Origin of the sequence: Okeania sp. SIO3B5 (assembly GCF_010692555.1) — a bacterium.
In the GTDB taxonomy this organism is placed as follows: domain Bacteria; phylum Cyanobacteriota; class Cyanobacteriia; order Cyanobacteriales; family Microcoleaceae; genus Okeania.
In genome coordinates this window covers 1-23,908 of the sequence record NZ_JAAHHG010000053.1, presented here as the reverse complement: position 1 = coordinate 23,908, position 23,908 = coordinate 1, and the positions used below count along the sequence as shown (strand labels likewise).

At 35.9% G+C, this 23,908-nt stretch carries 18 protein-coding genes, 1 tRNA gene and 1 pseudogene; 9 read left to right on the top strand and 11 right to left on the bottom strand.

The features are described 5' to 3' along the window. Nucleotides 1-273: 273 nt before the first annotated feature. The 3 genes from F6K54_RS10100 to F6K54_RS10090 form a co-directional block, all read right to left on the bottom strand. Entirely contained in the window at nucleotides 274-564 is a 291-nt protein-coding gene (locus tag F6K54_RS10100; protein WP_293077040.1) for a hypothetical protein, read from the bottom strand. Between the two features lie 44 nt (nucleotides 565-608). Next, nucleotides 609-1,169 (bottom strand): PEP-CTERM sorting domain-containing protein, encoded by a 561-nt coding sequence (locus tag F6K54_RS10095; RefSeq protein ID WP_293077038.1) that lies wholly within the window; start codon nucleotides 1,167-1,169, stop codon nucleotides 609-611. 934 nt (nucleotides 1,170-2,103) lie between these two features. Continuing rightward, nucleotides 2,104-2,871, bottom strand: coding sequence for a Uma2 family endonuclease (locus F6K54_RS10090; RefSeq protein WP_293077036.1), 768 nt, complete (start codon nucleotides 2,869-2,871; stop codon nucleotides 2,104-2,106). 236 nt (nucleotides 2,872-3,107) lie between these two features. On the opposite strand from F6K54_RS10090, the gene F6K54_RS10085 reads away from it, so the two are divergent. From F6K54_RS10085 to F6K54_RS10075, 3 genes are all read left to right on the top strand, one after another. Then, nucleotides 3,108-3,365: an AbrB/MazE/SpoVT family DNA-binding domain-containing protein gene (locus F6K54_RS10085; RefSeq protein WP_293077034.1), complete on the top strand. Its 258-nt coding sequence runs from the start codon at nucleotides 3,108-3,110 to the stop codon at nucleotides 3,363-3,365. Further along, the gene (locus tag F6K54_RS10080; RefSeq protein ID WP_293077033.1) at nucleotides 3,359-3,796 is read left to right on the top strand and encodes a PIN domain-containing protein; all 438 of its coding nucleotides are present in this window, start codon (nucleotides 3,359-3,361) and stop codon (nucleotides 3,794-3,796) included. The genes F6K54_RS10085 and F6K54_RS10080 overlap by 7 nt, the downstream gene beginning before the upstream one ends. 187 nt (nucleotides 3,797-3,983) lie before the next feature. Beyond that, nucleotides 3,984-5,459 carry a hypothetical protein gene (locus F6K54_RS10075; RefSeq protein ID WP_293077031.1) on the top strand — a complete coding sequence of 492 codons (1,476 nt, stop codon included), beginning with the start codon at nucleotides 3,984-3,986 and terminating at the stop codon, nucleotides 5,457-5,459. 28 nt (nucleotides 5,460-5,487) lie between these two features. Here F6K54_RS10075 and F6K54_RS10070 read toward each other — a convergent pair whose 3' ends face one another. Continuing rightward, complete coding sequence (locus F6K54_RS10070) at nucleotides 5,488-6,984, bottom strand: DUF2079 domain-containing protein (RefSeq protein ID WP_293077029.1); 1,497 nt, start codon at nucleotides 6,982-6,984, stop codon at nucleotides 5,488-5,490. Between the two features lie 501 nt (nucleotides 6,985-7,485). Then, on the bottom strand, nucleotides 7,486-8,379 hold the full coding sequence (locus F6K54_RS10065; RefSeq protein WP_293077027.1) for a hypothetical protein: 894 nt from the start codon (nucleotides 8,377-8,379) through the stop codon (nucleotides 7,486-7,488). Nucleotides 8,380-8,967: 588 nt separating this feature from the next. On the opposite strand from F6K54_RS10065, the gene F6K54_RS10060 reads away from it, so the two are divergent. Next, entirely contained in the window at nucleotides 8,968-9,204 is a 237-nt protein-coding gene (locus F6K54_RS10060; RefSeq protein ID WP_293077025.1) for a hypothetical protein, read from the top strand. Between the two features lie 394 nt (nucleotides 9,205-9,598). Here the strand turns inward: F6K54_RS10060 and F6K54_RS10055 are convergent, their stop codons facing one another. Both F6K54_RS10055 and F6K54_RS10050 read right to left on the bottom strand, forming a co-directional pair. Further along, nucleotides 9,599-11,152: a DUF2079 domain-containing protein gene (locus F6K54_RS10055; RefSeq protein ID WP_293077023.1), complete on the bottom strand. Its 1,554-nt coding sequence runs from the start codon at nucleotides 11,150-11,152 to the stop codon at nucleotides 9,599-9,601. A 63-nt stretch (nucleotides 11,153-11,215) separates the two neighbouring features. Then, nucleotides 11,216-12,076 (bottom strand): sulfotransferase, encoded by an 861-nt coding sequence (locus F6K54_RS10050; protein WP_293077021.1) that lies wholly within the window; start codon nucleotides 12,074-12,076, stop codon nucleotides 11,216-11,218. A gap of 493 nt (nucleotides 12,077-12,569) precedes the next feature. Here F6K54_RS10050 and F6K54_RS10045 point away from each other — a divergent pair, with 493 nt between their 5' ends. After that, a complete protein-coding gene (locus F6K54_RS10045) occupies nucleotides 12,570-16,424 on the top strand; it encodes a YCF48-related protein (RefSeq protein WP_293077019.1) in 3,855 nt (1,284 codons plus the stop codon). Between the two features lie 79 nt (nucleotides 16,425-16,503). Here F6K54_RS10045 and tnpA read toward each other — a convergent pair whose 3' ends face one another. Beyond that, nucleotides 16,504-16,890, bottom strand: a complete 387-nt coding sequence (gene tnpA / locus F6K54_RS10040; protein WP_293077017.1) for an IS200/IS605 family transposase — start codon at nucleotides 16,888-16,890, stop codon at nucleotides 16,504-16,506. 61 nt (nucleotides 16,891-16,951) lie between these two features. Between tnpA and F6K54_RS42780 the strand changes: the two genes are divergently transcribed. Continuing rightward, on the top strand, nucleotides 16,952-17,131 hold the full coding sequence (locus F6K54_RS42780) for a helix-turn-helix domain-containing protein (protein WP_366558092.1): 180 nt from the start codon (nucleotides 16,952-16,954) through the stop codon (nucleotides 17,129-17,131). 274 nt (nucleotides 17,132-17,405) lie between these two features. On the opposite strand, the gene F6K54_RS42775 is transcribed toward F6K54_RS42780, so the two are convergent. Further along, on the bottom strand, nucleotides 17,406-17,561 hold the full coding sequence (locus F6K54_RS42775) for a hypothetical protein (RefSeq protein ID WP_366558091.1): 156 nt from the start codon (nucleotides 17,559-17,561) through the stop codon (nucleotides 17,406-17,408). A 692-nt stretch (nucleotides 17,562-18,253) separates the two neighbouring features. Beyond that, nucleotides 18,254-18,394 carry a hypothetical protein gene (locus F6K54_RS10030; protein ID WP_293077016.1) on the bottom strand — a complete coding sequence of 47 codons (141 nt, stop codon included), beginning with the start codon at nucleotides 18,392-18,394 and terminating at the stop codon, nucleotides 18,254-18,256. Nucleotides 18,395-18,447: 53 nt separating this feature from the next. Here F6K54_RS10030 and dxr point away from each other — a divergent pair. The 3 genes and pseudogenes from dxr to F6K54_RS10015 form a co-directional block, all read left to right on the top strand. Then, nucleotides 18,448-19,602, top strand: a pseudogene (dxr, locus tag F6K54_RS10025) (1-deoxy-D-xylulose-5-phosphate reductoisomerase); the annotation flags it as partial. Continuing rightward, a complete protein-coding gene (locus tag F6K54_RS10020) occupies nucleotides 19,603-20,121 on the top strand; it encodes a tetratricopeptide repeat protein (protein ID WP_293077060.1) in 519 nt (172 codons plus the stop codon). A 436-nt stretch (nucleotides 20,122-20,557) separates the two neighbouring features. After that, nucleotides 20,558-22,075, top strand: coding sequence for a site-2 protease family protein (locus F6K54_RS10015; protein WP_293077014.1), 1,518 nt, complete (start codon nucleotides 20,558-20,560; stop codon nucleotides 22,073-22,075). 1,502 nt (nucleotides 22,076-23,577) lie between these two features. Here the strand turns inward: F6K54_RS10015 and F6K54_RS10010 are convergent. Continuing rightward, nucleotides 23,578-23,662: transfer RNA gene (locus tag F6K54_RS10010), tRNA-Ser, on the bottom strand. Nucleotides 23,663-23,908: the final 246 nt, after the last annotated feature.

The window sequence follows — 23,908 nt, the reverse complement described above, 5'->3', positions numbered from 1 at the left end:
TGGTAGACAGAAAGACTTACCAGCAATAGCCAAAAAAATTAATTCATATAAAAAGCAAATAATTTTTATGTTAAATCAAACAACTGAAAGTTTATATGTATGGTGAAGAACATCAAATAGGAGCTAGTGGAATTCAAATAGCTATCGCACGCTCTCATCAAAATAAAGGGATGTATCGCAAATATTTTGAGTTACGAAAAAAACTGTAGAAAAATCAAACAGTATCGATCTCGAACTTCAATTAACCAAGCAGCTCACTCTTCCCATCCTCGGTCATGCTACACCAACAGCAGTCAATACCTCTAGGAATTTCTTTGTCATCATTTCAATACTGCTATGAGACATCTCCTCCACCCATAGGCAATAGACAACAGCCAACAGGGAACAGGGAGAAATAACTGATAATTTATGAATCGCAATTGATTTAATTTTTAATTCTTGGAGATTTCTCATAGAGATACTCAAACATTCTATGAGAACTAATTCAGGCTTGTTAAGTTTTGAGATGTGCCTGTTCCCTTGAGATTCATTCCTTGATTCAGCAAAGCTATATTGACCGAGCAATTATCAAATCCAACTTGACGACTAAGTTTTAATAACTTCAACAACTAGCTATTCTTCTTCTTCAAACCGAAAGCAGAACCAACAGCTACCACACCTAAACCTAATATTGTTGCTGGTTCAGGAACTCTTTTAGTTTCTAGACTTGCTGACCAAGAATAACCTTGTGAAGGAGAACCAATCATTTGACTGCTTAAACCACCTTCAACTTGATAAGCTGTCCCCGCGTCATCTGTGATGGTTCCCATCAAGTCATACATGACGAAATCACCCATTTGACCTGCAAAAGTTATAGAGTCAAGGTCAAAAACGAAACCAGGATTAGCATCAAAAGTGAAAAAAGAAGTAATCGGACCTCCAGGAACACCGAACGAACCAGTTATAACTGAACCATCTGCATCTGTTCCAAAGGAGGAGAAAACTCCAAATCCAGCGTACTCAATATCATTGTCTAAAAACTCAATTCCAGTATTACTTCCAAAAAAACCTATGTCATTAGATATATTCACAGTGCCGATAGATGCTTGAGCTTCAGTGGCAACACCAAGAGCAATACAACCAGTTCCGATAGTAGCGAGTGTAATTTGCTTGAGGTAGTTAGTAGTCATTTGTTTAAATCTCCTATGTAAATTATTAGTTGTTGTGTTAACAGTCTTTGTTTGTTTCAACATCCTTATTATTACCGAAGACTTATGACGTTACTAGGTAGGAAATACGGAACTTTTTACTTTATATTTGCTTCATAAAAAGTGAAACTACTGATATCAAGTCTAAGTAATAGCGATTTGGAAAAAACCTATCCTCTTTTATATCCTTATTATCCCAGTTACGGTGCTTCCTATTCCCTTATTTAATAACTATTTAAGCGGACATGATATTCTCCAAAAGAGGAAGTAGTAGGGACGTTGCATGGAACGCCCCTACAGAGTAGAGGGAAAGAATTGATAATTTTTGTACGGTAGTTGATTTGATTTTTTATTATCCGAGATATCTATTAGATTATGATAAATTTCTTTTACCTTTGATATAAAAAATCCTGATAGCAGTTTTCACATAGATAGACTACAGTGGCCAAAGCATTCTCCTGCTCCTTCTCTTGGTGCGCGTTCCTTTGTTTCTGTGGCCGTTGCGGGCAAGATGCCTGCACTTGCATTCATTTAATTGTTAATCTCTGTACTTCATATACCTGGAATCCGCTGTATTACTATACCTAATGCACCTATCCTGAATAACACTGATTGGATGAAAAATTTTGCAACACTGTTGTAAGCAAATTGTTGTGTGTGTTTTTATTTTTCAGAACTTACGCATTTTTTCGATAAAAATGTCATATTTACTATAGTGCTATAGTTTTTATCTACTATATGTAGTGCCTTTGCGTAAGTACTGGTAGCATAATTAGTAGAAGTACCGACATAAAATTTACGGCGATCGCATAATAAAGCCTAGAAACCGTGTTTGTTTGAAATATCGCGTCATACTAACATCATACTTCCCACAAACCCGGTTTCTTATAACACTCCAAAGCAAACGGATTTGATATTAGACAGAATCAGGATCTACCCCTAACTCTTTTAGTTTAGCAGCCAGACGTTCAGCACGTTGACGTTCTTGTTCAGCACGTTGACTTTCCTGTTCAGCACGTTGACGTTCTTGTTCAGCTACTTCTCCTGGCAATAATACCAAGTTTCCTTCGGAGTCATAAAATCGTAACCACACTGCCGACTCTTGCAGAATAGTTCCTTCCCAAGTACCCAACCATAACTCTAACTCCTCGCACCACAACCATCCGCGATCGTCCTGCTGTAGCTCCTGATATTTCTTATTTTGCAGACGCCATCCCTTTAATGACTTTCGATCAAATGGATTAAAAATAAAATAATTTGGAGTACGGAATGTTCGCTCGTAAATATCCTTTTTTTTGCCAATGTCTACACTAGCAGTGGAAGAAGATGTGAGTTCAACTATCATATCTGGATAACGACCTTCTTCTTCCCAAACTACCCATCCTTGACGATCTGTTTTGCCATCAACATCCAAAACCACAAAGAAATCAGGACCTTTGTAATCGCGATTTCGGGCTTGAGCGCTACTGTAATAAATAAACATATTGCCACCTGCAAAAAAATCGGTGCGATCTGACCAATGTTGATACAAGGAATCTATCAGAAGATTCATGGCAATACGGTGACGTTTGCTTTCCAAGAGTTCTCCATCATCAAAGATTAAGTCTGTAGGTGGCATTGGTGGTTCCCAGTCGGGAGTTACTTCGGTTGCTAACTCGGTTTTGGGAGATGTTTCTGTAGTCATTCTTAGCCCCCTCCAATTGTGTTTTCATTTTTTAGAGTAGCATGAATTAAATAATCAGGACTTACGCAACGCACCCTAATGGACTGACACAGCTTAAATGGTGCATTAGGGAAAAATTCTCAAACCTTGCTATAATAAGAACTATACGAAAAAAGCGCTCTGCACAGTTTTAGCTGTGTCAGTCTACTACTAAACTCTGATGGTTCAAGAGGATTATTATAGCAGATAATTACAATATGGAACAACTCACTATCGATCAATTTGGTCGTATTGAAATCCCTGAAAAAATACGCCAACAATTAGGAATTAACAATCAAACTAAGTTATCCTTGAAAGTTGAGAATGATCAACTTATTCTTCAACTCTTAGAACCAGAATTAGAAACCTACTATGAAGATGGAATATTAGTCTTTAAAGCTGAACCAATATCTAATACAGAAACAATTATTGATGAACTGAGAACAGAAAGAATTAATGAATTAACATCGTGGTAAAAGCTTTATTTGATGCAAGTGTTTTAGTCGCTGCATTATGGAGTAATTATCCTCAACATTCAGCTTGTCTTTCACGATTAAAAAAAGTTAAATCTGGAAATATTCAAGGAATAATTTGCACTCATACTTTGGCAGAACTCTATTCCGTTTTAATTCGCCTTCCTATAAAACCTGCTGTTTCCCCAAAACTTGCACAACAATTAATCAGAGAAAATTTAGCAGAATTTGAAGTAGTTTCTCTTTCTACGGAAGATTATCAAACTGTTATTCATAAAATGGTAAATTTGAATTTAACAGGAGGTGGAATTTACGATGGTTTAATTGCTCAAGTTGTTTTTAAAGTAGAGGTAGATCGGTTACTTACTTTAAATCCTAACCATTTCATATGTCTTGGTGAAGAAGTAGCAAAATTAGTAGAAGTACCGACATAAAATTTACGGCGATCGCATAATATTGCATTACTTTTATTTTTTAATGGATGAAAAATAAAATAATTTGGAGTATAGAAAACAGGTTTTTTTTTGATTTTTTTGTGTATTAAGATGGCGAACTGATTAGATTTTTTTTCTATTACAATGGAAATTGTTAATTTTATTAATACTATTTTTTGTACAGATTATGCATTGCAAAATCTTTTATTCTTGGCAGTCAGATTTACCAAATAATACAAATCGTGGATTTATTAAGGATGCTCTTGAGAAAGCTGTCAAGTCTATTCGTAATGATGATTCTATTAAAGTGGAACCAGTTATAGACCGCGATACTCAAAATGTAGCTGGTTCGCCAGATATTGTTAAGACGATTTTTGAGAAAATTGACGAGGCTCAGATTTTTGTGTGTGATGTTTCGATTATTAATAAAGATGCAAACTTTCGTCTTACTCCAAATCCAAATGTATTAATTGAGCTTGGATATGCAATGAAAAATTTGGGAGAGGGAAAAATTATTATGGTTATGAATACTGCTTTTGGTACTCCCGAACAACTACCTTTTGATTTGCGAATGAGACGAATTCTTACTTACAATATGCCTGTGGATAATCAAGACAAATCTACAGAGCGTAATAAGTTAGCAAAATCTCTTGAAAGAGCTATTCGTCCTATTTTGCAAGAATTGGTAGAAGAAATAAAAAGGATACTTTCCATTATTGAGCAAGCAAAGTTAGAGATAAAAAGAGATGTTCCCTGGAGTGGAACTAAAATCAAGAAATATGTTAAACAGTTAGACAGTAAAATAAAAGATATGACACCAATATTTTCAGAAAAAAGTGTAGAAAATGAAGATTTACTGATAAAAGCAATCGATAAAACAGAAGAACTGGTTATAGAGTTTGCTGGTTTTATGGAAGTAATAGCAACTACAAAAGAATCTAATGATGCAGCTATTAGTTTATATCAACGCTTTGGAGAAATTATTACCCATTATTTTCCGCCAGTTAGCCTTTTTTTTAAAGTTCTAGATAAAAATCGACATCAAGATTCTGAGTTTGTGAGCCAAGAAAAAACTTTTGATTTAGATTTATACAAGTTTATAACTCACGAATTATTTGTAACATATTTTTCTTTTCTAATTCGAGAAAATCGGTGGGTGTTAATTTCAGAAATCCTCAAAGAAACAGTTTTTTGTCCTGACAATTCATGGGATCTTCTTGACAGCTTATCTATACTATTGAATGATATATCTCAGCCTGTAGAACTATTTGAAAATTCCTCAAATAATCGTCATTCAGAGATATTAAATCAGCGCCATACAAATGGAAAAATCGCAGAAATTGTGCCAATGCAGCAATTTATAGAAGCTGATTTTTTCTTATTTCTCCTATCTCAAAGGAAAACAGAAGATAGCAGTAATTCATATTGGCATGGTTGGAGTTTATTCTACATGGAAAAGACTCCAAAATATTTATTAGAAGCAAAAAAAGTAGATTTTGCCGAACAATTATTGTCACCTTTAGGTTTAGACACAATAGAACAACTTCGCAGTTTAATATCTGATGCCAAAACTAGATTAGAACAAATATGGAGCAACCCATCCATAGAGTCTCCCTATCTACCTTTAAGAAATTTTAATCCAGAAGATATTGGCTCTATTTAATTAATTATTCATAAATTTAGTAGGAGCATTAGTGAAACAGAGAAATATTTTTCCCCTTTTCAAATAAATAAACATCATCTCGTTCGTAACTAAGCTGAAATTCAGAATCAACTTTGAGTTTATCTACTAATTTTGTTGAATATTCCTGACTACTTTTCCACCCTGGATGACGTACATTTATCAAAATATAATCATATTCAACTAATGCTTCAGTTCTTGGTAATTCATCTTCTTCAACAATTAATTTAATAAACTGACGATGAGTTAAATGAGGCGTAATTTCAGAAGTAGTAAAAACACCACCTTTTGTATCAACTAAAGCAACCGCTTCTCGTGCTGCTTGCCAAGTATCTAGATAATCTAAATAAATAGACCAAAAATACCCATATTTAGCCAAAGCTAAAAATCCGATGCAAGACCAAATAATGATAAATTTTGGTAAGCGATCGCTAACAATTGTAGATATATTTTCAGCTTTATCCGTTTGAGGTTTGCGTAAATTCCATAGCCAATACCATAAACCACATTTTCCATCAGCAATAGTATAAATTACAGCCATTAATAAAAAAGGTAATATTGGCAAAGAATACTGATGAATTAAATCTCTTTGAGCATCAATTTTAGAGAGAATATTCATCGCCAAAACGGGAGAAGCTGCTATTAAAGGAGTTAAATATTTAGGAGCAAGCCACCAAATTACGGGCAGATTTAGTAATAGTAAATATTCTAGAGTTTTCAGTGAAATTAATTTACCAAACACCAGTTCAGGTCTTAAAAACATATTCAGTAAAATTTCTTGTATAGAGCCTCCTAAATATCGATAACGTCCGATTCCTCCTGGTGGTTGACCATCTTTAAAATAAGGTATTAGTACTTGAGTAGCAATAATAAACCAAGCTACACCAGCAAACAAAGCTATTGCTCCGCACAATCGTTTTTTTTCATAGAAATATAACCAAAAACCCATTCCAGCAATAGGTAAAGATAAAGCATCTTTACAACCTAAAACCCAAATAATAGCTATACAAAACCAGAGAGTTTTATCTAATTTTGCTGCTAAAATTGCTCCTAACATTGCTGGCAATGCCATTACTTCTGGATGAAAATCAAATAAATTGAGATTGAACACTACTGGGTATGATAAATAAACTATTGCCATAGCAAAAGCAAGTTTTTTATTTAAGCCAGCATGACGCGCTAAACTCCAGGTAGGAATTGTTCCTATTGCTAAACAAATAGCTTGTATTAGTAATAACCAATAGACAGAAGGATAAATTTTATAAAGTAATGCCACAGGATACATTGCCCAAGCAGCATGGTTACCTAAATGATGTACTTCTAAGAAGGAAGAAATAGGGGGTAAACCTTGACTTATTAAATAAGTAACTTGGTCATAAATTCCCATTTCAAAAGCGCTAGATTGAAATAATAAGTGACGCACACTGCTACAGATAAATAAAATTATGGCAGCAATGATAGTTATTGTAGAGAGAGGAACAGATTTTAGTTGTTTGACAATTAGCATTTTAGAAGTAAGAAGTAAGAAGGAAGAAAATTTTAGCAACTGAGTCTGAGTTTGACAACATTCAGTAATATTTGCTGACTATACTTCTATTTAGAAGAAACAAGTAAGCAAATTTTGAACATAGTAATGTACGCTAGCATATTTACAAATTACAGGAACTGTCTAATAGCTAAAAGTCTTATATTATCGTTTTTTTATTCCCCCAGATGAGCTGTTGTCTATTGCCTGTTGCCTGCGCACAGCCCTATAACTGATACCAAGTCCATAAGTATATTCAAAGTAAGTCTGCTTCTAAGTAGGGCTTGCTGATTAAATCTAAAAGCATTTACAAATAAAGGTTTTAGCCTTTTTAGGTCTGTAATACCTTGGTTTTCAGCTCTTCATGCTCAAAAAGTTAGCATTTTTAGCGCATAGTTGGGCAAAAAAATTCTCCCCTACTCCCCTACTTCCCCGCTCCCCTACTCCTGAAGAAAGACTTTTGAGCGCAAGCCCTAAGTAGCTCTAAGTCGGAGGTCGCCGTACTTGGCCTCCAGAGAAGATATCCCCATCTGATTGACATCCTCCCGGTATTACGGAACTGTCTGCGGTTGTTTCAAAGTTGGATTTATTAGTATATTTTTCCTGAACTAAATTCTGTAAATCAATTTCCCAGGCTTTAATCTCAGGCGTTTTTGACACACACCCTTTTAAATTGTCTATAGACTCTGGCTCGGCTACTGTTTCAGTATCTGGCTCAAAGTCTTGTTCTACGGCAAAATATTCGCTGATAATTTCGGCTGCCAAATCTTCAGGGTTTTGACCTTTTTCTTCGGCCTTTTTTCTGAGTAAAGCCATCACCTCTTCAGGCAGTTTAATTTTTGACCTTTTTCTCTTTTTCTCAGGACTAACAGTTGCTTCTATTAATCCCGCAGTAATGGCTGTATTTTCTTCTTGACTGCGACAAAGTATGTTTTTCCAAGCGTCTTCAACGTCATAGTCACAGCCTTTCTTCACTAAAGGTTCATATAAAGCGTAGGCTTGAGATACATTGCTGGGAAGTTCGTTGAACCCGGCAACCATCAAATTCCAAGCTGTTTGAGCTGCCTTGATAATGTGTTCGACTCGCCAAGTTGTTTTCTTGACTCGTTTCAGACAGTACTCTTTGAAGTCTTTAAACCCTAATTTTTTGTATAGCTTATAAACTTTGATGACGCTATAAGCCATACCTTCTTGTATATAAGAATAGCTAGCTTTAGTCCATATTTGTTCTACACGGTCTATTTGTAATTCGAGGTCTGGGACATTGTTGCAGAGAAACAGATCCTCGTAAGAGTACCAAATATATTCTCCCCAAACAGGTAGATCGTCGGGGCGAAAGCAATTGGCAAAACCTAATGTGTCAAAGATTCCAGACATTTGAAAGATGTAAAAAGGGGTAAAAGGGTTCAACAATTAATAATGAATAATTAATAATTACCTCTCCTTCAAAACAAGAGGATTGACTCAAAGGAAAGTTTTTTCTCTCTTGGTCGATTGGATATGGTTAGGAAACCCATCCATCCCTCGACCGCTTGTTTCTCCTTATAAAGGAGACGCTTTAAAACTTAATTATTCGGTAAGAAAGGGGTGAAATTAGTAGACAAAAGCCTCACCCGGAAAGATATAGATTAGATAGTCACTGAAAATAAGTATGGCTATTTCAGTTAAGTACTAGGTTTTAACTGTTTGAACTGCTTCGTTGGGTGTCACCTCCCGAACATCTTTGGCGTAAATACTTAATATTATTATTAATTACGTATAAGATTATGTCAAGAGGTTTAAGTAAAATATTTTTGTACCCAAAAGATGAGTGACGTAAAAATATATGGCCGGAAAACCGAAATACGGAATTAGGAAAGACAAATTAAATCTGTCAGTAACTCCTAAAACAAAGGAAAGAATGAAGGAGATAGCAGAAGCATTGAATACCAGTCAAAGCGAGCTGCTGGAGAAGTGGGTTCAAGCGTGGGACGAACTACAATCTATAGGATTATTGGGGGAATCCTTGGCCTGTTTCGGGAAGTAGTTTCAGAAGCATTAGATTACATGAACGCTCATAGCGAGCATTTGGAGAAAAAATTGACAGAAAGCCAGACAGCCAAAGCTGGATTTCTAAATAAAACAGCTTCTCTAGAAAAAGAAATAGCTAGACTGTTGGAGCAGGTCGAAAAACTACCAGAAGACACAAACGAAGAAGAATAAAAAATCAAAGGAGCCGATCACAGCAATGTGGTCGGTAATTTTTTAGGTGTTGCTGAGTGGTAATGATTTTTGTAAGCATTTCCTGCGGAATGCTTCCCTACGGGATGCTACGCAAACGCAAACAGCTATTAGCTGTCAGCTCTCAGCTCTTATGAGGGGGTTTAAATTAATATAGACTTTAAAGCAGACTTTGATAGTAAGTATAAATTCTGCCTCAATTACTAAAGCTTTTATATAGAACTAAAAGCAATAGCTGAACCCTGTTTGCGTAGCATCCCGCAGGGAAGCGCTGACGGCTGAATGCTTACTAAAATAAAGAGGATGTATTTCGGTTTATTTCTTACTCAGAGTTTTTTCCACTGTCCATCTCCTCATATTCCCCTCCTGGGAGGGGTTAGGGGTGGGTCCCTAACTCCCTATATTCCTCTACAATTACGGCTGCACCACTACCAATTTTTCCTCCTTCTTCCCTTTGAAATACCAGTACATCATTTTGCTGATAATTTAATTTCCATTCTTGGTTATTTTGAAGACTCTTAAACAGAATAATACCCGCCTCCTCAGTATCTGGCCAAGGATGACGTAAATTCAAAACTACATAATCAAATTCATCTAAATTATCTGGCTGTGTTTGATTCAATAACTTTACTGTTGAACGATGGGTAAAATGAGGTGCTAATCTATTATCTGTGAGTACCCCTCCTTCAGTTTTGACATAAGTAATTGCATTTTTTGTGGCTTGCCAAGTATCCAAACTCTGCCAATATAAAAATAAATCTGCTACATTGCCAAGCAATAAAAATATTAAAACAGACCACAAAATAATCATTTTAGGAGCTTGAAAATTTGGTACTGATAATCTCAGATTAAATTTGGGAATTTTTAACTCTCTTTTCCAAGATGAATCTAATGAAATGTGATTTTCTTCAGCTTTTGAAGCTGCTGCTAAACAAGAAATTACTGCTAATAATAAAAAACCGATCGCTGGCAACGAATATTGATAATTTAAACTTCTTTGAAACGATACTTCAGACAACACATTCAACACAATTGTGGGAATAGTTGGAATGAGAGGGATAAGATGAGGCAAAATAGTTTGATTTGTCTCAAGTAGAGGAAATATTCCCCAAATTACAGGTAACAATAACAAACAAATATATTTAATAGTCTCAAAAGATAATATCTTCCCTAACACTACCCCTGGTTGTAGCAAAATATTAATCATAATTCCCACAACAGAATCTCCCAGATAACTATAACGTCCTACTCCAGCTACCTCTTCACCACTGAAAAAAGGAATAATTCCTTGAGTGACAACCACAAACCAAAAAATACCTAAACAAAGAGCAACTAAACCACAAAACTTCCGCCTTTCAAAAGCTAGTAACCAAACACCCATAAAAACTACAGTTAATGATAAAACTGCCTTGCAACCTAACACCCAAATAATTGCCAGACAAAACCAGAAAATACGTTGCAGTCTAGCAGCTAAAATAGCAGCTAAAATAGCAGGTAACGCCATAACTTCTGGGTGAAAATCAAATAAATTAATATTAAAAACTACTGGGTAAAGGAGATAAGAAATAGCGATCGCTACTGCTTGTCCTTGATTTAAACCCGCCTGTTTGGCTAAACACCAAGTAGGCCAAGCTCCCAAGGCCAAACATATAGCTTGTACCAAAAGTAGCCAGTGTACATTAGGATAAATCAGATAAAATAATCCTAGAGGATAGACTGCCCAAGCAGCATGATTCCCCAGATGGTGATACCCCAAAAAAGAAGAAATAGGAGATTCTCCTTGACTAATCAAATATGCAACTTGGTCATAAATGCCTAAGTCAAAACCAGTAGAATAGAACAAGGCGTGGCGTAAACTACTACAGAAAAAGAAAATCAAGGCTGCAACAATTATTATCCTACTCACAACAGGTGGTGGAAAAAGCGTCATATTTTTAAATCCCACATTCCGCAAGTCAATTTGTAACAGAAAAAGTAGCACAAAGCACAAAAATTAGTTGGGATTTTTCACAAAACTACAATACTCAGAAAGTTTTAAAGCACAATTTTCAAACTGCTTAATTCCTTCTGCAATTGATGTCGGAGTTATTTTTTGTTCTAATTTTCTAGGGTTTCTAACAATACGACCTGCTTTAATATTCTCTTTAGAATCACCTATTCCAGGTCTTCCTGTTTTATTTGTTACTTTGTATTCCTCCGAAAATTCTGATTGTGTTCCCAGAACTTTTTTTAAAGCATCAAAAACTAAGTCCGTCTGATTCAGAAGTTGATCGTAGGTAATTATCAAAGTACGTTCTTTGTTATTAATTAACTTTGCATATCTTTCTAAAGTTGATAAACGATTTAAATAATAAGTTAATGCTTTTTCTTCACTCCAGTGTGGCTTGAGATCGAGAATACTAGCTATTGTTCTCTCTGGATCTCTGATGAGAAATATACCATATAACTTTTCCGAAGTTAACAATTTTTCATCTAAAAAAATCTTATTGTGTAAAGCTTTATCAAGAATATATTTATGACTCATTATCAAATTTTTTAAGTCTTGCAACCTATGAATATTTTGGGTTTTATGATATACTTTAAATACTAATTTATTTAAATCAAATTCAGAGGCATATTGAATGTGAGTTTCACCATATCCTAAGATTTCTTTATGAGAGCTTAATATATTAGCTAGTAATGAAGAACCAGAACGCATATGGCTGAGAATAAAAACGAACTTGTATGGTTCCTTTCTGAACATTGCTCGGTATGGGTCTTCAACTTGATTGATTCTCAAGTCATAATACTTATGAATCATGTCATTTTTAATGAGTCGGATAGATTGACGTATTTTCTGAATTAAATTATTCATATTTCACAGAAATCAAAATTTTTTATATAATATCTTATTTAGAAAATGCTAGTAAGGTTTACTAAGTTTTTAATATCATAAATGACATTCTTTTTTCCAAGAGATAGACCCTGATACCATTTCTCCATAAAGTTGCGCTTAATACTTAAAGATAACAGCTATTAGTAAAATTCAGGTTTTCGTAAGAATTATTAAGCGCATTGTTACAGAGAAATGGTATGAATCATGCAGATGCTTATATTTGAGATGATGTTAAAAATAAATTAGAAGACTATGAGGAGGCAATTGTCCCACTGTTCTATTCTTTTACTTGTGTAATACCATTTCTCAAAAGTAATGCTACCCTTGGAAGGTGGTAAAAATAACTGGAAAAATCACAGAGGTTAGTTAACAATAAAATTACGTCAATAAATAGTATTTAGAAATAGAAAGTTCAAGTATAGCAAAGTTTTTGAGAATTGGTATAAGTCCAATTAATTAGGAGATAATTTTTATGACTCAAAGCCTTTCCCGAATCACACAATTTGTCAGATTAGTATTAGTTGCCTTCCTAATGGCACTACTTGTGAATATGGGTATCTCAGTGGCGCATCGTCCACATGATGTTGTCACACACGTTGAACTATCACCAAATTATCAACAAGACCAGACAGTATTAATTGTTGTTAGAAATAACCTTTATCGTTCATCTGATGGAGGCGTTTCATGGCAGCGTATTACTCAGGGTTTAGATTATTCTAGTTTGTTTATCACAGATCTGGAGTTGAGTCAGCAAAATGATGGTTTAGCATTTCTGGGAACACTTGGAGATGGAATCTATCGCTCATCAGACAAAGGACTTACCTGGCAAAATACCAGTAAAGGTTTAGATGAACTTACTATAGACCATATAATTGTTTCACCAACTTCATCAAAGATTGTCCTAGCAAGTATATCTGATCAACTCTACTTAACTAAAAATTCTGGGGATAGTTGGCAACAGGTCTTCCAAAGTAAAAGTCCTATTGAAGCTCTGGGTTTTTCTAATGATGGCAAATTAGTTATTGCTGCCAATACAAAGGAACTCTTAGTATCTCGCGACAGTGGAGCAACTTGGCAAGCTAGCGATCGCGCTGCATCTGGCGTACCACTTGATAGTCCAATTGTTGCTATAGAGTCTATGCTAGATGGGCCAGTCAATTCAATGTGGCTTGGGACTGAAACCCAGGGTATTTTTCAAACAACTGACCAAGGCAAAAATTGGACAAAACAGGCAATTCCGATCGCCAATGAGCTTATTAAAGATATCAAAATTATTCCAGGTTCCCAAAATGAACCACAACTGTTCGTTTCTACAGCAAATACTGGGTTATTTTACTGGAATGGCCAAGAATGGCAAGGAAAAACTCAGGGACTCATAATTGATCCTCAAGCTGAAGATATGAAGCAACCTAGCTTTACTGAGCTGGAGTTCTCTACAGATGGCAGCGTGAGTTTCCTAGCAGGTTTTGATGGTCTCTTCAAGTCTGAAGACCGGGGGGAAAATTGGCAAGACTTAGAAACCATACTCAGGAGCACAGTGGTTGCAATGGCAGTTTCTAATGATTCAACTTTGGCAACTGTAGATTACGTTGGCCACATTAATATCAGTAGCGATGGCGGTCAAACTTGGAAAATTGCTGAAAGAGGTCTCCAAGAACCTTGGTTTACTAGAAAGTGGGAATCACTACCAGCAAACTATGATCCTCGTCGCTACTTTGATGTTGCTTTTTCTCCAAACTACGATCAAGATAAAACACTATGGGCATCACTACTCTGGACAAAGGTAGCAAGAAGTCAGGATGGGGGTATCTCCTGGTCAATTAGTTCTATGCCAAAGGAAGAACGTGGACTCACAATAGGTGTTTCTCCAGACTTCTCGAACGATAGGACTGTTTACATCCTAGCTCAGAAGGGTAATGTCTATCGGTCTCAAAATGGAGGTAAAGACTATCAGAAAGTTGGTCAGGTTCCATCTCTTCAAGGCAACACTGGTCCGTCTATTGCCATATCCCCTAATTTTGCTAGCGATCGTACTATCTATGTCACTGGAGAGAAGGGAATCTACAAGAGTACCGACGCGGGGAAAAACTGGGAAGCAATAAGTGAAAATACAGCTTTAACAGAAGCAGGAAAAATGCAGATAGTTATTTCTCCAGGTTTTGCACAGGATCAAACTTTATTTGTTAGTACCAGGGGTCGAGGTCTTTTTCAATCACAGGACGCAGGAAAAACTTGGAACCAGCGACTCACTATACCTGGATTAGGTACTGACTCCCCTGAGTTGGAAGCTATTGCTATTTCACCAAACTATGAGAACGATAAAACACTTGTGTTGGGTGTGCTAGGTCTTGGGTTATACAAAAGTGAAGATGGAGGGCAATCATTCAAACAAATTGCAGATGCTTCATTACCCCTATCAAGAATAGCTAATGTGCCTTCATCAGGAAAGCCGATTGTTTTTTCACCAAACTATATTAATGATAGGACTATCTACACCTTTGGTTCAGCTAGTTTAGAAATATTCAAGTTAACAGATGATGGAAAGACCAAGGAAACTTTAGCTATTCAAAATACTGAGTCAATGGGAGAACTAAATTTTCTCAGTAATATTCGGCTATTTTTATATGTCTATCAAGGTTTATTGAAAAGAGTTTTAGTCGTGTTAGTCGCGATTGTAGGAGGGGTAATTATTTACCTATTCTTAATAAGAACAAATATTTTATCCTTCCATCTACCTCAAGTTCATCAGTATCAGCAAACTGAACTTTCTATGCCGATCGCTTGGAAAGTTTTGATCGTTGCGATCCTGGTATTGCGCATCTTTTTATCTTTCGCCAACTTAGATCAAAAGCCTTACAATGCTGATGAAGTTAGAGGCTTTTATCGAATAGCAGGTTATAACCGAACTCAAATTGTTGAAGAAGTTTTTAATGGGGAAATTATTAGTGCAGAGAAAATCCTCACTTATCAAGTGCCAACATCTGCCAAAGGTTTACCAGATACTATGTCGGCACTAGCGGGTAATTCAGAACACACTCCTCTCTACTACGTCTTATCTCGTTTTGTAATTTCAATTTTCAAAGATCCTTTTGCTGCCAGAGTTTTATCTGTAATATTAGGATTTGCTTGTTTGCCTGCTGTTTATTGGCTTTGCTATGAGCTTTTTGGTTCGCGATCGGTAGGATGGATTGCAGTTGGACTAATTAGTGTTTCACCTTATCACATTCTACTATCTCAGGGAGCCCGTCAGTATAGTCTTTTTGGACTTGCTACTTTAATCTGTACCATAGCACTCCTGCGTGCTATGAGGAAAAATGATAAACTAAGTTGGGGAATTTGCACACTGACTTTCACCTTTGGTTTCTATTCACACCTGTTTTTTGTATTTGTTGCTTTTGGTTATTGCTTATATATGCTTTCCCTTGGCCTCAAACAAATTCGTTCTTACTTAGTTCCTTTTATTGTCAGTATGTCAGTTGCTTTCGTAGCATTTCTCCCTTGGATAATTGTGATATTGACAAGTCTCGATGAAATTCAAGAAAAGACAAAATGGGTAAGTAGTCGAAACTCCAATATTTCTATTTTGATCAGAGGTTTGCTCAATAGCTTAGGTAGTTCCTTTTTAAATTGGAATAACTCCGTTCCCAGAATAGAGTCTTATTCCAGTTATTTAATCTTTGGTCTTGTTGTTATATCTTTATACTTTCTGATTCGATTTACACCAAGGAGAGTTTGGTCATTAGTAGTGATATCAATTGTATTGACACCTCTAGTTCTGGTAACTGCTGATCTGATTTTTGGTGGCGGACGCTCTCTGCAATCTAGATATCTACTTCCTTCTCTATTATTTGTGCAAATTTCTGTCGCCTATTTTCTGACTAAATGTATGATATTTTCATTCTCAGCTTGGGAAAAAGTCTTTTGGAGATTTGCATATCTAACAATGGTTTTCGTTGGAGTTATTTCAGCTATCATGATCGCCAAAACACCAGGTTGGGATTACCTAGAACAAGGTACAACAGCAAATGCATTAAATTTGAACATGGCTCCACTGATTAATGTCGCAAATCGTCCGGTTGTTATTAGTGAAGCTACGCACAGTTTCGTCCTAGGTTTGAGTCATTTGGTAGATAAAGATGTTGACTTCCAAGTCATAAATGATGTTGATGCCAGTGAATTTTCAAGTTATTTTAATATATCGGAGCTAGCGCAAAAGTATGAAGAAGTATTCATATACTTTCCGGATCAGCAGTTCAAATCATTTGTCGAAAAGGAACAAGGAGCGGAGCTAGAATCTGTTTTTGAGACTAAGTTATATCGCCTGTAAAGGGATGATTAGAGGCTTTGTTTTTATCCAAAACTTTGATGTGATTTTACCGGAAAATTGGGTTTAAAGCCTCCCCCTTCTAGGGGGACTTTTGATTCTGGATGTATTGCTTGAGAACCTCAAGTGGTGCGCCTCCAACTGATGCTACAAAATATGAAGGACTCCAAAGCGCAGTTTTATGAGGTTTTTTGTATCCTGCTGCACCATAGGATCTACTAGAAACGCCTTTGAGATGATTAACTATTTGAGATATTGATAGTTTTGGTGGATACTCAATGGCTGCATGAACATGATCGGCTTCTCCATTAAACTCTAGTATCTTGAAGTTCATCTTTTTAGCTACAGTATCAAATGAATTTTTAATTATCTCTAGTCCTTCTCCTGTTAATATATTTTTTCTATATTTAGTCACACAGACCAAATGTACTTTTAAGTCTGAGACGCTATGTCTTTCTTTTCTGAACATATTGCATACCAATTTAATCTCTGCTATAGTTATAGCATACAGACCAAAACTTTAAGATAACATGAAAGCTAGGTATAAGTATAGAATATATCCAACAAAAGGGCAACAAACCAAGTTAGCAAGATTATTTGGTTGTGTCCGTGTTGTTTGGAATGATAGTCTAGCTTGTTGCCAACAGAAGTATAAATTAACAGAGAATAAACCAAGTAACTCACAGCTACAAAAACAGTTTATTACTTAAGCTAAAAATACTCAGGATAGAGAATGGCTATCAGAAGTATCCGCTATACCATTGCAGCAATCTTTGAATGATTTAAACCAAGCTTATCAAAACTTTTTTAAATCAACTAAAGGTAAGAGAAAAGGTAAACCGATAAGACCTCCTAAATTTATGCATTAGAAAGTCAAAGCAAACTGCTAGATTTACAAGGGGAGGTTTTAAAGTTGGTCAGCATAAAGTTTATTTAGCCAAGATTGGAAAGCTGAAAATAGTCTCGCCCGTGAGAATTACCTGCTCAACCATCATCAGTAACAGTTATTAAAGATTGTAGGGGCGATTCGCGAATCGCCCCTACTAGATATTTTCTGAGTTTTGTAGTAGAAATAAATCCACAAACCTTACCTAAAACTGATAATTCAGTAGGTATAGATTTAGGAATAAAGACAAGCAAAAAGAGGATTTAGTAAGCGCAAAAGTGATGGCTAAACTTTCGGAAACTTCCATGAGTGCGATAGAACCCCGTTCTGCTGCGCTATCGCAATTACTTTTTTGGTAATCAACCTTTCTACCCTCTTATACCAAATTCAAAAAAGGTAGTTATATCATGTCCGGTTGAACAGTGATAAATAAATAACTACGGAGGAGTCAGGAGGAAAGAGGAAAGAGGAAAGAGGAAAGAGGGAAGAAAGAAGAAGAACTGGAGTTGAAGGAGAAAGTTTTTTTATAACTAATTATCCGGACATGATATTACATCTTAATTTGTGATTTATTCCTAAAAGAAAAAATCATAAATTCCATAAATTCTAAAATTTTCACTTTTTTTCCTCTTTTTCATTATGTTTTTCTTTCCCTGTTGCCTGTATCGTCACTGTAACAATATTTTATGAAATTGGTATTAAAAGAGGCTTTCTCTCTTTGTTTTGTACTTTTTTGCAGAAAAAATTGTTTTGGCGGTCTATTTAGGGTTTGCTGAAAAAGTCTTTTTTAAGGAGTACGGGACCCATCCCTCGCCCCTCCCCCGACCGTAGAGGGGAAAAGGGGAGTAGGGGAGTAGGGGAGAATTTTTTTGCCCAACTTTTGCTAAAAATGCTAACTTTTTGAGCATAAAGAGCTGAAAACCATGTACTTTTTCAATACCTAATATCATGTCCGGATAATTAGTGATAAAAAAACTTTCTCCTTCTTCTCCTGTTCTTGTTCTTCCTTCTTCCTTCTTCCTTCTTCTTTCTTCTTTCTTCCCTCCTGACTCCTGACTCCTGACTCCTCCGTCGTTGCTCTTAACACAAAATGACCATTGAATCGTATAGTGGAATTGTGGACAAATTTCTCAAAAAAATATGAAAGCAATTACAATCTTGGGATCTACAGGGTCTATTGGTACTCAAACTTTAGATATTGTTACTCAAAACCCAGACAAATTTCGAGTTATTGGGTTAGCTGCTGGACGTAACGTAGAAATGTTGGCCCAACAAGTACAGCAGTTCTCCCCTGAAATTGTTGCTATTAACGATGAGTCCCAATTTACAGAGTTAAAAGAGGCCATTGCTGATCTGAGACCTCAACCCATATTGCTTGCAGGCCAAGATGGTGTCATTGAAGTTGCTAGATATGGTAACTCAGAAGCTGTAGTCACAGGTATTGTCGGTTGTGCTGGTTTGTTACCTACGATCGCCGCTATTGAGGCCAGAAAAGATATTGCTTTGGCAAATAAAGAAACACTTATTGCAGCAGGCCCAGTTGTTAATCCCTTAATTGAAGAATATGGAGTAAAGTTGTTGCCTGCCGACTCAGAACATTCAGCAATTTTTCAATGTCTCCAAGGTGTGCCTAAAGAGGGTTTACGTAGAATTATTTTAACTGCTTCTGGTGGTGCTTTTCGAGACTGGCCAATTGAGAAATTATCAAAGGTCAAAGTGGCAGATGCGATTAAACATCCTAACTGGTCAATGGGTCGGAAAATTACGGTTGATTCTGCCACAATGATGAATAAAGGTTTGGAGGTTATTGAAGCTCATTATTTATTTGGATTAGATTATGACAATATTGATATAGTCATTCACCCTCAGAGTATAATTCACTCTTTAATTGAGTTACAAGATACTTCTGTTTTAGCTCAGTTGGGTTGGCCAGATATGCGTTTACCTCTACTTTATGCTTTATCTTGGCCGGAAAGGATTTATACTGATTGGAAACAATTGGATTTAGTTAAAGCAGGTAGTTTGACTTTTAAGGAACCCGATAATTTGAAATATCCTTGTATTCAATTGGCTTATGCTGCGGGTCGTATAGGTGGTTCGATGCCGGCGGCTTTGAATGCGGCAAATGAACAGGCTGTGGCATTATTTTTAGAAGAAAAAATTCCTTTTTTGGATATTCCTAAGTTGATTGAATATGTATGTGAAAAGCATAAGTCAGATTATCAGAAAAATCCTACTCTAGATGATATTTTAGCTACAGATAAATGGGCAAGAAAAGAAGCTGTAGCTGGCAGTTTGATAGTAGCTAATTCTCTCAAAAATGTATTAGTTAATATTGAAGAAAAAACAGAAAAAATAGAAAAAATAGAAAATTCAAAGAAAAAAAAAACTAAATTTGAAGAAACTACAGAAATACAAAGTAAAAATGAAAATCTAGGATTTAATTATTTTTATCAAAAGGGATTAAAAGAATATGAGCAACAAAATTATCAATTGGCTTTGGCAGAATTTGATCGTGCAATAGAGATAAATAAAAGTCACTCAGATGCTTATATTTATAGAGGTGATGTTAAAGAAAAATTAGAAGATTATCAAGGAGCAATTGATGATTATAATCAGGCAATTAAATTAGATGCAACTCATCCAAAAGCTTATTATCGACGGGGAAATGTACTACGAAAAGTAGGGGATAATTGGGGGGCGATCGCTGATTATAATCAAGCAATTAGACTCAATCCAAATTATACAGCTGCTAAACGTCGCAGTTATGTTCATGTTGATAGAGGAACTCCAGAAACATTCATACAAGAGTGATCGGAATGCGCGAATTTAGAATTTAGAATTTAGAATTTAGAATTACCTTTTCTTATAAATTAAGAGGATGGGTTCATTAATTGATAATGGATAATGAATGATGGACAATTACGTCTTTAACAATTGATAATTATTAATTATTAATTATTAATTATTAATTATTAAGAGAGGCTTTATACCTGAATTTTTCGGTAACAAATTAATCGGCTCAACAGATTTTTTTCAAAAAAAATACTTAGCCAGATTCAGATTGAAACTTAATTAATAAAATACTGTTTTAATAACTACTGTAGTTATAATTATTTTGATTAAATGCCTGAAAAGTTAAGTATGAAAAACAAAGAATTTTAATTAAAAAATTCCTTCCTTTGTTCACAAAAATATAATAGAAAACCTACTGCATTCCATCTTGGACTTTTGAATTGCACATAAAATTATGTATAACATATCTGAAAACATAACCACAGTAATAGTAGCTTTAATCACTCTGGGAATTCTCGGTTGGGGATACAACAGAGCAAGACCTTATGGTAAAGTAGGCATTCTAGGCTGGTTACAATCAGTGGTATTAATGGCTCCTTGGCTATTATTTTTTGCTCTATTTGCTGCCGGAATTTATCTTAACCTAGTATTTGTCCTATTTTTGCTCGTAGCTTGTACAGGATTATATATATATTTGGGACGACAGCTACGAACAATAGCAGCTAAAGATGCAGAAAATCAACCCGGTCTCAAAACCATTGGCAACTCCTCAGAGCTATCTAGCAATGAAGAGGAAGTTCAACCAACCCAGGAGCAAATAGTAAACACTGAACCACAAAAAGAACAAACTCCAAAATTTATCCCTATTCCTAGTGAAGACCTCCAGAAAATCAAAGACATTTTTGGTATTGATACTTTCTTCACCACTGAAACTATTCCTTATCAAGAAGGAGCTATTTTCAAAGGTAATTTACGGGGAGATGTAGAAAAAGTCCATACTCAGTTATCAGTCAGTTTAAAAGAAAAACTGGGCGATCGCTACCGACTATTCCTCATAGAAAGTCCTGAAGCTAAACCAGTAGTCATTATTTTACCAAGCAAAAATGACCCTCAACCTGCTACTACATCTCAAAAAATTCTGGCAGTTGTGTTGGCGATCGCTACTATTGCCACCAGTTTTGAAGCAGGTGGTTTATTATTGGGATTTGACTTTTTCAACGAACCTGCACGGTATCCAGAAGCATTACCCATTGCACTTGGTCTATGTGCAGTTTTAGGTATTCACGAAGTCGCCCATCAAGTCTTGGCAAAACGTCACAATGTCCGCTTTAGTTGGCCATTTTTTCTCCCAGCTTGGCAAATTGGCAGTTTTGGGTCTGTTAACCGTTTCGAGTCAGCAATACCGAATAGGAAAGTGCTTTTTGATGTAGCTTTTGCCGGACCTGCTGCTGGAGGAATACTTTCTTTGGCAATGCTATTGGTGGGTTTGTTGCTTTCCCATGAAGGTAGTATGTTTCAGATGCCATCCGAGTTTTTCAGAGCTTCTGTTTTAGTGGGAACTTTAGCACGGGCGATTTTAGGTTCGGCGGTAAATCAAAATATAGTAGATGTTCACCCACTAGCAATTATTGGTTGGCTGGGTTTGGTAATTACAGCGCTAAATCTTATGCCTGCGGGTCAGTTGGATGGCGGTAGAATTATTCAGGCAATTTATGCTCGGAAAGTTGCAGGTAGAGCAACATTTTTCACTTTTGTAGTTTTAGTTATCGCTTCTCTGGTTAATCCTTTAGCATTGTATTGGGCAATTATTATTTTGGTATTACAGCGAAATTTGGAACGGCCTTGTTTAAATGAATTAATCGAACCTGACGATCTACGAGCTGCTTTGTGTTTGTTAGCTTTGTTTATGGCGATCGCTACTTTGTTTCCTTTAACTCCTGCTTTAGCTGGTCGTTTAGGGATAGGTGGTTAAGTTGAAGTCAGAAGTTAGAAGTCAGAAGTCAGAAGTTAAAAGTTAAAAGTTAAAAGTTAAAAGTTATCTCTGATTAACTTTGAGCTACTTGGTGTCCTCTACTTCTAAGATTAAACAGGACTTACGCAAATTAACGTTGAAAACGCCATATGTAGGGGCGAATGGCATTGGCTAACGCCAAGCTCCGCATACGCCCTCAGTGGATTTAGTGTCCGTGCCTAAGTCCTGATTAAAATCAGATTTTTCCTGATCGATCTATACTTCCTTACTTAGTGGAAAATTACCAACATTTTCATTGTGTTAAGCTTCTAAAAAAAACGCGCGCCAAAGGAATTTCGGTTGCATCCTCAGAATTTTTGTGATATATTATAAACTATAAGGGGTTGTTCGGCTATACGCATGACTTTTTATTCAACTAAACTTCTAAACTAAAAGACAATCAAAATATTCAGGAATATTTTCCAGAAGCAATATTCAGAAATATTATCATGGTGAAAAGCGCCTAAAAATATTTGTTTTTCCCCGACCGAATCCTTCCATCCATAGCTTATAGAGTAGAAAATTACTAATTCTATCATTTTATGAAGCACATAAAAAATCGCGGGTCAAAAGAATTTTGGTTGCATCCTCACAATTTTTGTGATATCTTATGAATTATAAGGGGTCGTTCGGCTATGCGCATGACTTTTTATTCAACTACACTTCTAAACTATAAAGACAATCAAAATATTCAGGAATATTTTCCAGGAGCAATATCAGAAATATTATCATGGTGAAAAGCGCCTAAAAATATTTGTTTTTCCCCGACCGAATCCTTCCATCCATAGCTCATAAAGTGAAAAATCACCAATATTTGTTGTCATTGCGATCAGCTCATAAAAACGCGCGCCAAAGGAATATTGGTTGCATCCTCGCAATTTTTGTGATATATTATGAGCTATAAGGGGTTGTTCGGCTATACGCATGACTTTTTATTCAACTAAACTTCTAAACTAAAAGACAATCAAAATATTCAGGAATATTTTCCAGAAGCAATATTCAGAAATATTATCATGGTGAAAAGCTCCTAAAAATGGCCGAATCCTTCCATCCACAGTTCATAGAATAGAGTGGAAAATTACCAATTCTATCATTTTATGAAGCACATAAAAAAATCGCGGGTCAAAAGAATTTTGGTTGCATCCTCACAATTTTTGTGATATATTATGAACTATAAGGGGTTGTTCGGCTATACGCATGACTTTTTATTCAACTAAAAATAGTATAGGGTTTGCTGATTAAATCTTAAATAATTACCAGATAAAAGTTTTAGCCTTTTTAGGTATTGAAAAAGTACATGGTTTTCAGCTCTTCATGCTCAAAAAGGAGCGCATTTTGAGCGCATAGTTGGGCAAAAAATTCTCCCCTACTCCCCCGCTCCCCTACTCCTTAAAAAAGACTTTTTCAGCAAGCCCTAGTATAGTGAGCGCGATCGCCAATGTTTTAGATAAGTAAAACTTAAACGGAGAGGGTGGGATTCGAACCCACGGAAAGTCACCCTTCAACGAATTTCGAGTTCGCCGCATTCGACCACTCTGCCACCTCTCCATAACAAGTCAAAAGTCAAAATTTAAAAGTCAAAAATGATAATTAAATTTCGATCTTCAGAAAATACACATTTTTATATTATATAGCAAATCTGAATTATTTGTAAAAAATCCCAAATCCATAGCACTAAGCAAATAGGGCGCGGAGATTTCTCAACTCCCCCACTCCCCCACTCCCCTACTCCCTCACTCCCCTACTCCCCTACTCCCTACTCCCTACTACCCCACTCCCCTACTCCCCAGCTCG

Excerpts from the sequence above, each read along its gene's own strand:
- F6K54_RS10075 (WP_293077031.1), top strand. The coding sequence starts at position 3,984 with ATGCATTGCAAAATCTTTTATTCTTGGCAGTCAGATTTACCAAATAAT.
- F6K54_RS10095 (WP_293077038.1), bottom strand. The coding sequence starts at position 1,169 with ATGACTACTAACTACCTCAAGCAAATTACACTCGCTACTATCGGAACT.
- tnpA (WP_293077017.1), bottom strand. The coding sequence starts at position 16,890 with ATGTTCAGAAAAGAAAGACATAGCGTCTCAGACTTAAAAGTACATTTG.
- F6K54_RS10050 (WP_293077021.1), bottom strand. The coding sequence starts at position 12,076 with ATGAATAATTTAATTCAGAAAATACGTCAATCTATCCGACTCATTAAA.
- F6K54_RS10045 (WP_293077019.1), top strand. The coding sequence starts at position 12,570 with ATGACTCAAAGCCTTTCCCGAATCACACAATTTGTCAGATTAGTATTA.
- F6K54_RS10065 (WP_293077027.1), bottom strand. The coding sequence starts at position 8,379 with ATGTCTGGAATCTTTGACACATTAGGTTTTGCCAATTGCTTTCGCCCC.
- F6K54_RS10090 (WP_293077036.1), bottom strand. The coding sequence starts at position 2,871 with ATGACTACAGAAACATCTCCCAAAACCGAGTTAGCAACCGAAGTAACT.
- F6K54_RS10085 (WP_293077034.1), top strand. The coding sequence starts at position 3,108 with ATGGAACAACTCACTATCGATCAATTTGGTCGTATTGAAATCCCTGAA.
- F6K54_RS10015 (WP_293077014.1), top strand. The coding sequence starts at position 20,558 with ATGTATAACATATCTGAAAACATAACCACAGTAATAGTAGCTTTAATC.
- F6K54_RS10070 (WP_293077029.1), bottom strand. The coding sequence starts at position 6,984 with ATGCTAATTGTCAAACAACTAAAATCTGTTCCTCTCTCTACAATAACT.
- F6K54_RS42780 (WP_366558092.1), top strand. The coding sequence starts at position 16,952 with ATGAAAGCTAGGTATAAGTATAGAATATATCCAACAAAAGGGCAACAA.
- F6K54_RS10055 (WP_293077023.1), bottom strand. The coding sequence starts at position 11,152 with ATGACGCTTTTTCCACCACCTGTTGTGAGTAGGATAATAATTGTTGCA.